At 73.3% G+C, this 13596-nt stretch carries 9 protein-coding genes; 2 read left to right on the top strand and 7 right to left on the bottom strand.

Annotated elements, in window-relative coordinates; translation table 11 throughout:
* Window positions 1-51: 51 nt before the first annotated feature.
* The 4 genes from VF746_15865 to VF746_15850 form a co-directional block, all read right to left on the bottom strand.
* Window positions 52-2436 (bottom strand): Ig-like domain-containing protein, encoded by a 2385-nt coding sequence (locus VF746_15865; GenBank protein ID HEX8693899.1) that lies wholly within the window; start codon window positions 2434-2436, stop codon window positions 52-54.
* A gap of 255 nt (window positions 2437-2691) precedes the next feature.
* Window positions 2692-3504, bottom strand: a complete 813-nt coding sequence (locus VF746_15860; GenBank protein HEX8693898.1) for an alpha/beta hydrolase — start codon at window positions 3502-3504, stop codon at window positions 2692-2694.
* Window positions 3501-4229, bottom strand: a complete 729-nt coding sequence (locus VF746_15855) for a hypothetical protein (protein ID HEX8693897.1) — start codon at window positions 4227-4229, stop codon at window positions 3501-3503. The genes VF746_15860 and VF746_15855 overlap by 4 nt, the downstream gene beginning before the upstream one ends.
* A gap of 906 nt (window positions 4230-5135) precedes the next feature.
* Window positions 5136-6347, bottom strand: a complete 1212-nt coding sequence (locus tag VF746_15850) for an MFS transporter (GenBank protein HEX8693896.1) — start codon at window positions 6345-6347, stop codon at window positions 5136-5138.
* 257 nt (window positions 6348-6604) lie between these two features.
* Here VF746_15850 and VF746_15845 point away from each other — a divergent pair, with 257 nt between their 5' ends.
* Entirely contained in the window at window positions 6605-7603 is a 999-nt protein-coding gene (locus VF746_15845; protein ID HEX8693895.1) for a M23 family metallopeptidase, read from the top strand.
* 82 nt (window positions 7604-7685) lie between these two features.
* On the opposite strand, the gene VF746_15840 is transcribed toward VF746_15845, so the two are convergent.
* The 3 genes from VF746_15840 to mprF form a co-directional block, all read right to left on the bottom strand.
* Window positions 7686-8000 (bottom strand): hypothetical protein, encoded by a 315-nt coding sequence (locus VF746_15840; protein ID HEX8693894.1) that lies wholly within the window; start codon window positions 7998-8000, stop codon window positions 7686-7688.
* A gap of 268 nt (window positions 8001-8268) precedes the next feature.
* Entirely contained in the window at window positions 8269-8994 is a 726-nt protein-coding gene (locus VF746_15835) for an AcvB/VirJ family lysyl-phosphatidylglycerol hydrolase (GenBank protein HEX8693893.1), read from the bottom strand.
* Window positions 8995-9276: 282 nt separating this feature from the next.
* The gene (mprF, locus tag VF746_15830) at window positions 9277-11886 is read right to left on the bottom strand and encodes a bifunctional lysylphosphatidylglycerol flippase/synthetase MprF (GenBank protein HEX8693892.1); all 2610 of its coding nucleotides are present in this window, start codon (window positions 11884-11886) and stop codon (window positions 9277-9279) included.
* A 316-nt stretch (window positions 11887-12202) separates the two neighbouring features.
* Between mprF and VF746_15825 the strand changes: the two genes are divergently transcribed.
* Window positions 12203-13330, top strand: a complete 1128-nt coding sequence (locus VF746_15825) for a S8 family serine peptidase (protein ID HEX8693891.1) — start codon at window positions 12203-12205, stop codon at window positions 13328-13330.
* Window positions 13331-13596: the final 266 nt, after the last annotated feature.

Here is a 13596-nt window from a genome sequence, read left to right as displayed (position 1 = left end):
GCGGAGCCCCGCCGGGAAGCGGGGCTCCGCCGAAACTGCGCTCCGGCTACCCTACCGCTGCCGGCTGGCCCGCAGGGCCGCGGGGGGCGGTGGCGCCGGGTTGTTGGTGACTACCAGGACCGTTTCGAAGCCCCGCCCCGTGAGGCTGGCGGTGCCGAACGTCGCGATGTTCCCGGAGAAGTCCTTCAGCCGCAGCGAGCTCACGGTCCAGTTCCCGTTCTCCGAGCCCTGCGGGATCACCACCAGGCACTCCCAGGTGCCGCTGGCGTCGGTGCCGCTGATCCGCGGGCAGTCGGCCACCGTGATCGTGGTGGCGGCGCTCGGGCTGGTGAACGACACCGAGACGCTGTCCACCCCGGAGCCCGGGTCGCTCGCCGTGACCAGCACGGTCACCGTGTCGGGCGCCACGTCGATGTCGAAGACGGTGTCCGGCGAGAAGCTGAAGTCGACCAGCGACGGCGGCGAGCTCTCGGCGGAGCCCACCACCTCCAGCTCCACGAAGAAGCCGGCCCCCGTGAGCGCGGCGGTGTTGAAGACGGCGGTGTTGTCCGCGTTGTCCGTGAGCGTCACCTGCCGCACCGTCCAGGTACCGTCCAGCGCGTCCTCGGGCACGATCACCTGGCAGGAGTAGGTGCCGTTCTGGGCGGTGCCGCTGGTGAGGGTGCAGGCGCCGCTGGACAGGATCACCCCGCCGCCGCCCGGGCTCTGGAACTCGACCGAGGCGCTGCCCACTCCCGCCTGCGCGTCGGTGGCCGTCAGGGTCACGGTCACCGTGTCGGGGGCGTTCTGCACGTCCACCGAGTCGGGCGCGAAGGAGAACGCCGTGAGCGAGGGCGCGGTGTCGTCCTCGTTGCTGAGCACGTGCAGGTCGGTCTCGAACCCTCGGGCCTGCAGCGCGGCCGTGTCGAAGATCGAGTCGTTGCCCGCCTTGTCCTGGAGCGCCACCTCGGTCACGGTCCAGTCGCCCGCCTCCACGAACTGCGGGATCACCACCGGGCAGGTGTAGGTGCCGTTCTTCTCGGTGCCGCTGGCGAGCGTGCAGGCGGAGTTCACGGCGGAGTTCTTGTCGGTGGGACTGGTGAGGAAGATCGAGAGCGAGCCCACGCCCGCGATCGGGTCCGTCACCGAGAGCGTCACGATGGTGGTGTCGGGGGTGGAGGTCACGTCCACCGTGTCGGGGGCGAAGGAGAAGGCCGTGAGCGACGGCCCCGCCGCGTCGGTGACGCCCCTCACCAGGACGGTCTGCGGGAAGCCCGCGGCGCGCAGGTCCTCGGCCGAGTACACCCGCACGTTGCTCTGCTGGTCGGTGAGGACCAGCGAGTAGATCTTCCAGCTCCCCGGGTCGCTGAACTGCGGCACGCTGACCGTGCACTGCCAGGTGCCGTTGCTGGCGGTCCCCGCGGTGCGCAGGCATCCCGCGTCGCCCACGAAGAAGCCGCTGGGGGTGATGAAGGTGACGGCGCTGATCACCGTGGCCATCCCCGAGGGGGTGGTGCCGCCCGCGTCGGTAGCCGAGAAGGTGACGACCACCGTCGACGACGAGTCCGCCCCGGCCACCACCCGCGGCGTGATGGAGAGCGTCGTGAGCGTGGGCGGCGTCTGGTCGGCGGCGCCGGCCGGGCTGGTGGTGAACTGCGTGTACCCCGTGCGGCCCGGGCGCGAGGTGCTGGTGGCGATGATCCGGGTGGTCCCCACCGCCACCGCCGTCACCAGCCCCGTGGTGGGGTTCACCGTGGCGATGGACGGGTCCTGCGAGCTCCAGGTGATGGTGTCGGTCCACAGCGTGCCGGCCGCGGTGCGCGGCACCCCGGTGAGCTGCACGGTGCCGCCCACCGGACGCGAAGGGTGCGCGGGGGTCACGTCGATGTAGCCGTCCTCGCGCGGCATCGGCGCCGAGACGTACACGATGAAGGAGAAGCCCTCGACGCCGGGGGAGAGGTGGAACTTCCACTCCTCCGGCCCGCTGGTCTCGTTCTGCCGCAGGATCCCCACGTAGCGGTAGAACGGCTGGTTGGTGGCCGTGAAGGTGCCGGTGTCGGGAGTCACCACCTCCACCGTCCCCGAGCCGGCCGTCACCGTGGGCCCGGAGTGGAAGAAGATCTTGTTCCCCCCGGCGTCGATGGTGGTGCTGTCGGTGGTGCCGATCGGCTGGAACATCAGGTTCTGCAGCGTGACGTCGGCGCGCAGCGTGTCGACGTCGAACGACACGTTCGTGGAGGTCAGCCGCACGAACAGGTTCTGGCCGCCCACGATCACGTCGCCCCGCGCGTTGGAGCTGGCCACGGGCACGTCGCAGGTGAAGCGCTTGGAGGCCACGCTCACGTGGCACTGGACCGCCGCCAGCACGGGCGGCGGGGGCCCGACGGCGCCGTCGCGCAGCAGGGGGTTGCGGTCGCTGCACGCAGCGAACACGGCGGCCCCGAACGCGAGCGCCACGAAGAGCAGTCGGTTCAGGCCGGCTTGGCGGTTGGGTCGCATAGGCCAGGAGGAAGCCAGCGGGACGGAAGGCGCCGGGGGCCGAACGGCAGGCCCGGCGGGGAGGAGTGTCGAATATGGTCGGCCCGCAAGGGCGTCGCAAGTCTGTCGATCCGCCGCGGGCAGCAGTTTGTCCAGGAAACGGCTCCCCGCACCCGTCAAACGTTCCCCGCCCCCCGGATGGACCGCTTGGGCGCGCGCCCCGGGAACGGTTGTTCAGGGCACTTCCCGTGCGCCGGGCTCCGCCACGAAGGCGGCGAGCGCGGCCAGCACCGCCTCCGGCGCGTCGCGGTGCGGCGAGTGCCCCGCCCCGGGGAGGAGGAGCGCGCGCACGGGACCGGACACCCCGCGCCGCACCGCCTCCACCTGCCGCGCGGTGCCGTACTCGTCGGCCTCGCCCTGGACCACCAGGACGGGGACCTCGATCCGGGGGAGGTGCTCCTCGATGTTCCAGGCCCGGAACTCCGGCGCGAGCCAGATCCCGGTCCAGGCGTCCAGCAGGGCGGCGGTGTTGGCGCCGTGGTGCCGGGCGAAGCGGGCGGGGAGGTCCGTGGTGCGGCACGCCTCGGCCAGCCGGGCGATGCTCGCCACCGTTACGTCCTCCACGAACACGTGCGGCGCCAGGAGCGCGAGCGCGCGAAGGCGCGGCGAGGGGGCGCTCCCGGCGTGGATGAGCGCGATCGACGCCCCGTCGCTGTGCCCCACCAGCACGGCGTCCCCGACCCCCGCGGCGTCCAGCACCTCGGGGAGGACCTCCGCCTCGCGGTGCATGAAGTCCACGCCCCAGGGGCCCGGCCCGGGGTCCGAGCGCCCGTACCCGGCGCGGCTGTAGGCGAGCGCGCCGCACCCGGTGGCCTGTGCCGCCCGCGCCGGGAAGTCGCGCCAGAGCGAGACGGAGCCCAGCCCCTCGTGCAGGAAGACGAGCGTGGGCGCCCCCTCGCCGGCCGCCGCCCAGCGCGCGTACTCCAGCCGCTTCCCCCCGGCGCGGAGGAAGCCGTCCTCCCTCACCGCCGCCGCCCGTGCGGTCAATCCCCCCTCGAGAGCCTGTCCTGGACGAACGCCTGCACTTTCGGGAAGCAGAAGTACTCCAGGTGGTTGCAGTCGTCCGTGTCGCCCAGGTCGCAGCAGTCGGGCTCGGGATCGGAGCGCGCGGGGCCGAGGCTCGCCATCCCGTCGAAGGGGACCACCAGGTCGCTGGCCTTCTCGCCGAACACCAGGCCGGCGATGCGCGCCAGCTCCTTGTCGGGAAAGCCCGCTCCCGCGCCGAAGCTCGACCGGACGTAGGAATAGCGGCCCATCCGCTCCGCCGCCGACGCGTTGAGGATTTCGATCAACCGGTTCCCGGGCCGCAGCGTCTCGACGCCGGGTAGCCCCACTACCGGCGCCACGGCGGACTGCGCCACGCTCAGGAGCAGCTGCATGACGTGGGTCCTGTGGGTTTCCGGCGGCGCCGCCGCGTCCCGCCGCTGCAGCGTCAGGGTGGAGAACATCGTCAGCAGGTGGGCCAGCTTTTCCCTGCGGGCGAGCTCCGTGCCCTGCAGCGCACAGCCAACGAAGACCACCTTGTGGATGGTGATCTCCTTCGCATCGAGTTGAGGGCGGACCTGGGGATGTTCGAGTAGCGCGCGCGTCACCAGCCCGCCCCGGCTGTGGCAGATGATGTCGAGCTGCGCGCGCCGCGGGAGGAGTTCGACGAGCCTCGTTGCGTTCGTGACGGGATCGACCGTGACCGTGTAGTGGTCGTATCCGAACACCCGCCCCGGGTAATGTTGGTGCAGGAACTTCAGCAGGGGCGCCGTTCCGCGGGTCGTACAGCGGGAGGAAGATGAACCCGAACAGCCGGTCGAAAAAGCCGTGGATCAGCAGCACCGCGCGCTCCCCGGACGGGAATTCGCCGGGGTTCAGCACGGGCCCGTCGAGGGTGAAGTTCGGAGGGACGAGCTTGATGCCGTCGGTCTTGGTCGCACGCTCGATCGCCTCGGCCGCCTCGAGCGAAAAGTCGGCCAGCCTGACGAGGACGGCATCCCGGCGCTTTTCCTTCCAGTTCCGCAGCCACACGTGGAAGCCCGTATTCCCCTTCTCTTCCACGTGCGGAAGGTGCCACTGCATCACTCCGGTGTCGCCGCGGCTGACCCCCAGCCACTCCGGGTCCGCGTCTCCGGGAGCCAGCACCTTCCGGACGGCCGAGGCCACCATGAGCGCGGTCCCGACGGCGGGGCGCAGGACGTAGTCGATGCGGTCCCGTACGTCCACGCTGCGGAGCGCGGCCTCCAGCTCCGGTGTGAGCGCGTCGGGGCGCGGGCCGCTGTCCACGCGCTGCTCCCGTGGCGGGCGCAACAGGCTGGCGGTCCGATTCGCCAGGTCGACGACGTTCGCCTTCAGCTTGCCGAAGAGAGGGAGCCGGGGCATAGGGACCTCCGGGAAAGAGAGGAGCGGCGCATGAACGCGGTGGACGGAGCCTGCCTGTCAATTGATGGACACCGGCGGACGGCTGCGCAGCTCCGGAGCCCGCGCCGTCTCCGCCTCACGCCTGGTCGTGTCGAGCGGCGGCCGGTGGTCGGCGCCGGTGCCCGCCCCGGGTCGGTTGAAGCCTCGCGCGCGCCGAACCCACGGCGGCACCGAGCCGGCCGGCGAGGCTTTCTGCCGTTGTAGCCGCGGCTTCAGCCGCCTTCGACCCGCGCCGCCGGCACCGCCAGCGGCAGCAGGGCGGCGGCCGCGAGCGCCAGTCCGGCGCCCGTGAGGAAGGCCGCCTCGGGGCTCACCCCCTGCCAGAGCGCGCCGAAGAGGATGCTGGCCGGCAGCGCCGCCAGGCCGATGGCGAAGTGGTACGCCCCGAAGGCGCTCCCCCGCGCGCCCACGGGCGCCAGCGCCGCCACCAGCGCCTTCTCGGGCGCCTCGGTGAGCCCGAAGAAGAGGCCGTAGACCGCGAAGAGCGCCCACGCGTGCCACTCGGCGCCCGCCACGGCGAAGGCGGCGTAGACGGCCGCGTACACCAGCCACCCCGCCGCGATGGCGGGCCGCGGCCCCACCCGGTCCGCGAGGCGCCCGCCCACCACGCTCCACGCCGCCTTGCTCACGTGCAGCACCCCCCACAGCAGCGGCACCAGCGCCGCCGCCACCCCCAGGTCGCTCGCGCGCAGGAGGAGGAAGGCGTCCGAGGCGTTGCCGAGCGTGAAGAGGACGAGCACCCCCAGGTAGCGCGGCAGCACCGGCCCCAGGTCCTTCAGCTTCGGCAGGGGCGGCCGGTCCGCCCCCGCGGCCGCGGCCACCGCGCGCGGCGGCTCGCGCACCTTCCACAGCACCACCAGGAGGGTGACCAGCCCGGGGACCAGCGCCAGGCCGAAGACCAGGCGCAGCCGCCCGGGGAGCAGCAGCAGGAGCCCGGCGGCCAGCAGGGGGCCGGCCACCGCGCCCGCGTGGTCCGCCGCGCGGTGCACCCCGAAGGCGCGGCCGCGCACCTCCGGCGCCACCGACTCGGCCAGCATGGCGTCGCGCGGGGCGGTGCGCAGCCCCTTCCCCACCCGGTCGGCGAAGCGGACGGCCAGCACCTGCCAGGGCGCCGCCGCCACCGCGATCAGCGGGCGGCCCACCGCGGCGATCCCGTACCCCCACGCCACCAGCGCCTTGCGCCGCCCCACCCGGTCCGCCACCCACCCGCTCACCAGCTTCAGCAGGCTCGACGCGCTCTCCGCGACCCCCTCCACCACCCCCAGGAACGCCGCCCCCGCGCCCAGCGTCCCGGTCAGGAACAGCGGCAGCAGGGGGTAGATCATCTCGCTGGCCGCGTCGTTCAGGAACGAGACCACGCTCAGCCACAGCACGTTGCCGCGCAGCACCCCGCCCCGCGGCGGCGAGGCCTCCCGCGCGCTCACCGGCATCCGCCACCAGAAGCCGGCAAAAGCTTTTTCTCACGCAGAGTCAGCAGAGTCACGGGAAGGGTTTTCTCAGCTAACTCTGCTGACTCTGCGTGAGGCCCGGGGGTTTTCGGGCATGAGAAGGAGAGGCCGGGCGCAGGAAGCGGACGAAACGGCGTGTCCTTCCGCCGGGCGGCGAACGAGACCGTTCCCCGGCGAGGAGGAACGGACGTACTGTAGAGGAAGACCGGGACCGAATCCACCGGGAGACGCCGATGCGCCACGTGACCCCCTGCCTGCTGGCCGCCCTGCTCGCCGCGGCCCCCGCCGCCGCCCAGGACGGCGCCGCCGCCGACACCGCGCGGATGCGCACGGGCAGAACCTACACGCAGTGGTTCTACGAGGGGAAGACCGACACCCTGTGGGCGCTCTTCACCCCCGCCATGCGCGCCGCCGTCCCCACGGCTGCACAGCTCGCCGCCGCCCGCGAGCAGCTCGCCGGCCAGCTCGGCGCCGAGGCCGCCGTCGTGCGCGAGAGCGCGCGCGAGGACGACGGCATCGTCACCTACGTGCGCGTGGTCCGCTTCCAGCAGGGGCCGCAGCTGCAGCTCCGCTGGTCCACCGACCGCGAGGGCCGCATCGCCGGCTTCATGGTGCGCCCCCACCGCGACGCCGCGCCCAGCCGCTTCCTGGACTACGCGACGAAGACGACGCTGCGGCTGCCGTTCGAGGGCGAGTGGTACGTCTTCTGGGGCGGGCGCACCGAGGAGCAGAACTACCACGTGATCGCCGCCGACCAGCGCTTCGCCTACGACTTGGTGGTGATGCGGGGCGGCAAGACGCACGACGGCGACGGGAGCGCGCTGGAGCAGTACTACTGCTTCGGCCGGCCGATCCTGGCGCCCGCCGCGGGCACCGTCGTCACCGCAGTCGACAGCCTGGCGGACCAGGCGCCGGGGCGGATGGACCGCGCGCACCCGGCGGGGAACCACGTGATCCTGGACCACGGAGGCGGCGAGTTCTCGCTGCTGGCGCACTTGAAGCGGGGGAGCGTGGCCGTGCGGGCGGGAGAGCGGGTCGAGGCGGGGCGGAAGCTGGGCGAGTGCGGCAACAGCGGCAACACCAGCGAGCCGCACCTGCACTACCACCTGCAGAACGCGGGCGAGTTCGGGCGCGGCGAAGGCCTCCCCGCCCAGTTCACCGGCTACGTGGCCGACGGCCGCCCCGTCGAGCGCGGCGAGCCGGTGAAGGGGCAGACGATCCGCCCGCGCTGAGCGGACGGGCCCGGGGCAGAAGACGAGGCAGACGCGAAAGGCCCCCGCCGGGCCCGGGCACCGGCGGGGCCTCCCGCGTGCTTCAGTCGAGGATCAGCAGGGCGACGATGACGCCGATCGCGATGGCGGCGACCAGGTACCACCAGCTCGTGCTGCCGAGCTGCGCCTCGCGCCCCTCGCGCTCCGCCTGGGCGGCCTGCACCTGCTGCCGGATCTGCTCCGTGGTGAGGAACAGCGACGGCTGCGGCACCGGCTGCGTGGGCGCGTCGGCCACCGGCGCCTGCGCGGCCTTCACGGCCACCTGGGCGGGCGTGGCCGCGGCGTCCGCCTGCTGCTGGGCGAGAGCGGGCCCCGCGCACAGCACGAGCGCGGCGGCCAGGATCAGCACCTTCCGCATGGGTCCTCCCGGTTCTGAAGATTTGTACGATCACCCCGAGGGCACACAGCGCCCGCGGGCAATGCAAGCTTCGTGCGCCCCCCGGTCCCATCGCGGCCGCCCGACGCGCGGGTGCCTGAAGACACCCGCTGGAACCACGGAAAGCCTCGCGAATCCCGCGAGGCTTCAACCGCGTCTCGCTCCACCTTGTCAGTCGCGCGGGGGAGGGGGCCTCCCGGCGGCTTCGCCGCCCGAAACGGGCGAGGCAGGCCTTAGGCAGGCCTCGCCCCTACGGGAGCGTGGGATCGCGCTCGGGGCCGCCCGCCGCCTCCGCCTCGCGCGCCAGGCGGACGACGACGTGCTCCAGGCGCCGGTGGTCCGCGGTGAAGTGGTGGCCGCCCCTCAGCTCGACCACGGTCACCGGGGTGCCGCGCAGCGCCGGGCAGACCGTCATCGGGTCGCCGCGGCCGTAGACGCAGAGCACGTGGAGGCCCGCGAGGCCCTCCAGCTCGGGACACGTGGGCAGCGTCGGCGCGCTGGTGGGGCCCCACCACTGCTCCACGCGGAACTGGAACACCGCGTCGCCCGCCAGCGCCAGCAGGGCCACGCCGGCCACCCGCGCGCGCGTGTCGGGCGGGAGGCGGTTGACCAGGAAGGGGAGCACGTCGGCGCCCATCGAGTACCCCACCAGCACCACGCGCGCCTTCCCCCAGACCCGCGCGTAGTGGCGGATCAGCCGGTCCAGGTCCGCCGCGCCCTCCTCCGGCGTCTTCGGGCTCCAGTAGTAGCGCAGGCTGCTCCACACCGCCGCGGGGAAGCCCTCCCGCGCCAGCTCCCGCCCCAGCCGGTCGCCCAGCCCGCGCACCGGCCCGTCGCCCGTGAGCACGACGGCGAACACCGCCCCCTCGCCCGCCCCGCGCCGCGCCGGCATCTCGCGCACCGGCAGCGAGCGCACCGGCGCCGCGGAGTCCCCCGGCACCAGGGGGACGCGCACGCTGCTGCACCCCGTCGCCACGGACAGCGCCGCCGCCGCCGCGGCGCCCCCGAGCCGCCTCGCGACGAACCCGCGTCCGCGCCGGGTGACGGATCGGTGGCGAGCAAGCTCTCGCGCCGGGAGCAACCCACGCGCGGCGGCGAGTAGATCCCTCGGGTCGCTACCGCGCCCCTCGGGATGACGCCGATGCGGATCGCGGGTCCCTCGTTCGGCCCGAGCCTGTCTCACGCGCTCATCCGATCACTCTCGCACTTTCGCACTTTCGCACTTTCGCACTCGCACTTCGCACTTCGCACTCGTCGGTCATCTCCTGAAAATCCGCCGGTACCCGCCCGCGATCAGCGCCGACACGTCGGCCATGATGCGCGGCAGGTTCAGGCCGCCGGGGTAGGCCAGGTAGCGCGGCTCCCACACGGGGTGGAACTTCTCCTTGTAGGTCCGGAGTCCCTGGAAGTTGTAGAGCGCGCCCCCCCGCTCGAAGAGCCAGCTCCCCACCCGCGTCCACACCGGCGCCAGCGCCGACATCTCCAGCCCCGACAGCGGCGCCATCCCCAGGTTGAAGCGCCGGAAGCCGCGCTCCTTCCCCCACAGCATCAGCTGCAGCAGGAGCACCTCCATCACGTTCTTCGGCGCGTCGGAGCGGTAGCGCATCAGGTCCACCGAGAGCTCCGTCCCGTCCGGCCCCGGCCACACCGTGGCGAACGCCACCAGCCGGTCCCCGTCCTCCACCAGCGCCATCGGGAAGCGCCGCAGGTAGTCCTCGGCGAAGAACCCCAGCGAGAACCCCTTCTCGCCCGCCGCCTTGCCGCGCAGCCAGTCGTCCGACACCTCGCGCGCGCGCGCCAGCAGCGCCGGCACCTCCCCGGGCGGCGCCACGCGGAACGTCATCCCGCTGCGCGCGAAGCGGTTCAGCACCAGCCGGAAGGGCTTGTTCTCCGCCCCGTCCAGCGAGAAGGCGTCCAGCGGCACCCACGCCTCCTCGCCCAGCTTCACGAAGGTGAGCCCGAAGTCGGCGTAGCGGTGCAGGCTCTCCTTGGGCACCTGGTAGAAGACGGGGATCGCGCCGAAGTCGTCGCAGCGGCCGAAGAACTGGCGGATGAGCCCGGGGGTGGCCGCGGGGTCGCCCAGCGGGTCGCCGTAGACGACCCACGTCTTCCCCTGCACCGCGTACATCAGGCACGCCGTGCGCTCGGGGTTGAAGAGGAGCGCCTTGTCGCGCAGGTACACCAGGTACGGCGGCGTGGAGGACTGGCTGGCCAGGAGCCGCCCCGCCTCCTCCAGCTCCCCGTCGGTCGGCTGCACCTCGTCGGGCGGCGCGGGACGCATCAGGCGCAGGACCCCGAACACCAGGATCGCCACCGTGGCCCCCACCGACGCGCGCAGGGTGCGGGGCGCGTCCTGGTTGAGCGCGAAGCGCCACCACAGGTCGCTCGAGTACTCCACGTGGCTGAAGGCGAACGTCCCCAGCCAGATCGACGCGCCCACCACGGCCACCACCGCCAGCAGCCACCCCACCGAGAAGCGCGCCGCCCAGAAGCGCGCCCGCCGGTCGAACGCCGGGCCGCTCACCACCAGCCCGCCCAGGACGACGGCCAGGAACGCCGCCTCCTCGTAGTCCGCCCCCTTCAGCAGCGACGCCGCGATCCCCGCCACGAGCGTCCCCACCGCCATGTACCAGGCGATGTCGAGCCGCCGGAAGACGCCGTTGGAGATGAAGAGCAGCCCCACCCCGGCCACGCTCCCCAGGAAGTGCGACGCCTCCAGCACCACCAGCGGGAGGAAGCGGTCGAGCACCTGCATCCGCTCGCGCTCGGCCGGGGTGGCGCCCGACACCAGGAGGACGACGCCGGCCAGGAAGGTGAAGACGGCCAGCACCTTGGGCGTCACCTGCCCGGTGAGCGCCCCGAACGCGCTCCCCCAGCGCGCCAGCACGTGCCGCCGGAGCCGCACCTCGTCGGCCACTAGGATGGCGAGCGCCAGGGCCAGCGGGGCCACGTAGTAGACCAGGCGGTAGAGGAGCAGCGAGGAGACCAGCTGCTCCGGCGCCAGGTGCCCCCGCAGCAGGAACGCCATCGTCCCCTCGAAGACGCCCACCCCGCCCGGGACGTGGCTCACCAGCCCGACGAGCTGCGCCGCCAGGAACGCCGAGAGCAGCTCCGGGAAGGTGAGCCCCGTCTCCGGCAGCAGCGCGTAGAGCACCGCCCCGGCCAGCGCCCAGTCCACCGTCGAGAGCAGGTACTGGAGGAAGACCGTGCACGCGGGCGGCAGCGGCAGCTCCACGGGGCCGGCGCGGACCGGCTTGCGGCGGATCAGCACGAGCGCCGCGTAGGCGAGGGCCAGCGCCAGCAGGAGCGCGCCCAGGAGCCTCACCGCCGTGCCGCCGGCCAGCTCCGCCATCCCCGGGTGGGGGTCGAACGCCAGCCCGTAGCCGCCCAGGACCAGGAGGCCGAGCCAGAACGAGGCCGAGTAGAAGACGATGATGCGCGAGATCTCGCCCGCGGTGAGCCCCCAGCGCGAGTAGAAGCGGTAGCGCACGCTGGTGCCGGAGACGAGCGCCCACCCCACGGCGTTGCTGATGGCGTAGCCGGTGAACGAGACCACCGCCACCCGCCACGCCGCCGCCCGCCGCCCGATGTAGCGGAAGGCCAGCCAGTCGAATCCGACCAGCACCGCGAAGTTGAGCGCGGTGAAGAGCGCCGCCAGGAGGAGCGCGGACGGGTGCAGGGTGCGGAGCGTCGAGCGCACCTCGGCGTAGCTCACCTGGCGCAGGTCCGCGTGCAGCACCGCGATCCCCGCCGCGAACAGGGCGAGCCCCATCAGCGGCGGCAGCCACCGGCGCAGCGCGCCCCAGCGCGGCGGCGGGGCGGGCTGCTCGGCGGCGAGCGGCTCGGGGGCGGGGGCGGCGTGGTCCACGGCGGGTCTGGGTCGGAGGCGTCGGCCCGGGGAGCGGCAAGCTGCGGGCCGCAACCGGCGAGGAAGCCGCGCGGCGTGCATCATCTCGTTACCGCCCGCACCGTTCTGGTGCAGCCGGGTGCGCGGCCCCCGGCGCCCCGGAAAGTGCCAAGTGTTTTGACCGCTTCCTGTTGCGAAAAGACGGCGCGCGGGCACCGCGGTTGCCGCACGCGGCGGGCGTTCCCGCGGCAGCGAGCGGCACCGGTGCACCCCCGCGCGGGGCCCGGGCATCCCGTCTCCCTGCCGCACGGCGACACCGCAGAGGAGGAGAACGTCCATGCGCCGCTCCATCCCGCTCGCCGCGCTCGCCGCGGCCGTCGGCCTGGCCGCCTGCGAAGGCGGCACCCCCGTGGCCGCGCCCGGCGGCCCGCTGGCCGCCCGCTCCGAGAACGCGCCGATCTACCTGGTCACCTTCCAGGACAACGTGGCCGACGTGGCCGGCACGGCCGGCGAGCTGGCCCGCGAGCACGGCTTCGGGGTGCGCTTCGTCCGCGAGTTCGCGGCGCGCGGCTTCTCGGCCGCCATCCCCGAGCACCGCGTCGCGGCCATCGCCAGCGACCCGCGGGTGAAGCTGGTGGAGCGGGACGGCTTCGTGCAGCTCATCCGGCCGATCGAGATCCAGGCGCGGCCGGGCGGCGGCGGGAGCGGCGGCCAGGTGACGCCGTGGGGGATCACCCGCGTGGGCGGCGCCGGCGACGGCACGGGGAAGACGGCGTGGATCCTGGACACCGGGATCGACATGGCGCACGCCGACCTGAACACCAGCAAGGCCTGCCACACCTACTTCGCGGGCACCAGCCCCGCCGACGGCAACGGGCACGGCACGCACGTGGCCGGCACCATCGCGGCGAAGAACAACGGCATCGACGTGGTGGGCGTGGCGGCCAACGCCTACGTCTGCTCGGTGCGCGTGCTGGGCAACAGCGGCAGCGGCAGCTACGAGGGGATCGTCAACGGCGTCAACTACGTGGCCGCGCACGGCGCCAACGGCGACGTGGCCAACATGAGCCTCACCGGCATCGGCTCCAACGCCACCCTGGAGAACGCGGTGCGCGACGCCGCCGGCAAGGGGATCAAGTTCGCGCTGGCCGCCGGCAACAGCGGCGACTTCGCGGGGAACGAGACGCCGGCCCGCCTGAACGCGGCGAACGTCTACACCATCTCGGCCATCAACAGCAGCGACTGCATGCCCAGCTGGTCGAACTGGGGGAACCCGCCGGTGGACTACGCCGCGCCGGGCGTGAGCATCGTCTCCACCCGCAAGGGCGGCGGCACCACCAGCATGAGCGGCACCTCGATGGCGGCGCCGCACGTGGCGGGGATCCTGCTGCTGGGGAGCATCCGCACCAGCGGCTCCGCCAAGTGCGACCCCGACGGCAACCCCGACCCGATCGCCAGCCGCTGATCGTCTTCGGGAGCAGGCGGATACGACGACAGCCGGGGCTCGCGAGGGCCCCGGCTGTTTCGTTGGCGAGCGCCGCGCGCGAGTGCGGGGGGCCGCGAGCGGCTGATGCTGATTGACGATCTTGCTCGGTATTCGCGATCGAAGTTCCCGTAGGGGCGAGGCATGCCTCGCCCGGATGGCCGAAGGCCATCACGCGGCGACATGCCCGGCCCGCTTCGACGAACTTTGACGTTGCAACTGGCAGCGGGCGAGGCATGCCTCGCCCC

The organism is Longimicrobium sp. (assembly GCA_036389795.1).
Taxonomy (GTDB): Bacteria; Gemmatimonadota; Gemmatimonadetes; order Longimicrobiales; family Longimicrobiaceae; genus Longimicrobium.
The sequence above is the reverse complement of the archived record's forward strand: the minus strand, read 5'-3'. Positions and strand labels throughout refer to the sequence as shown.

Excerpts from the sequence above, each read along its gene's own strand:
- VF746_15825 (HEX8693891.1), top strand. The coding sequence starts at position 12,203 with ATGCGCCGCTCCATCCCGCTCGCCGCGCTCGCCGCGGCCGTCGGCCTG.
- VF746_15840 (HEX8693894.1), bottom strand. The coding sequence starts at position 8,000 with ATGCGGAAGGTGCTGATCCTGGCCGCCGCGCTCGTGCTGTGCGCGGGG.
- VF746_15845 (HEX8693895.1), top strand. The coding sequence starts at position 6,605 with ATGCGCCACGTGACCCCCTGCCTGCTGGCCGCCCTGCTCGCCGCGGCC.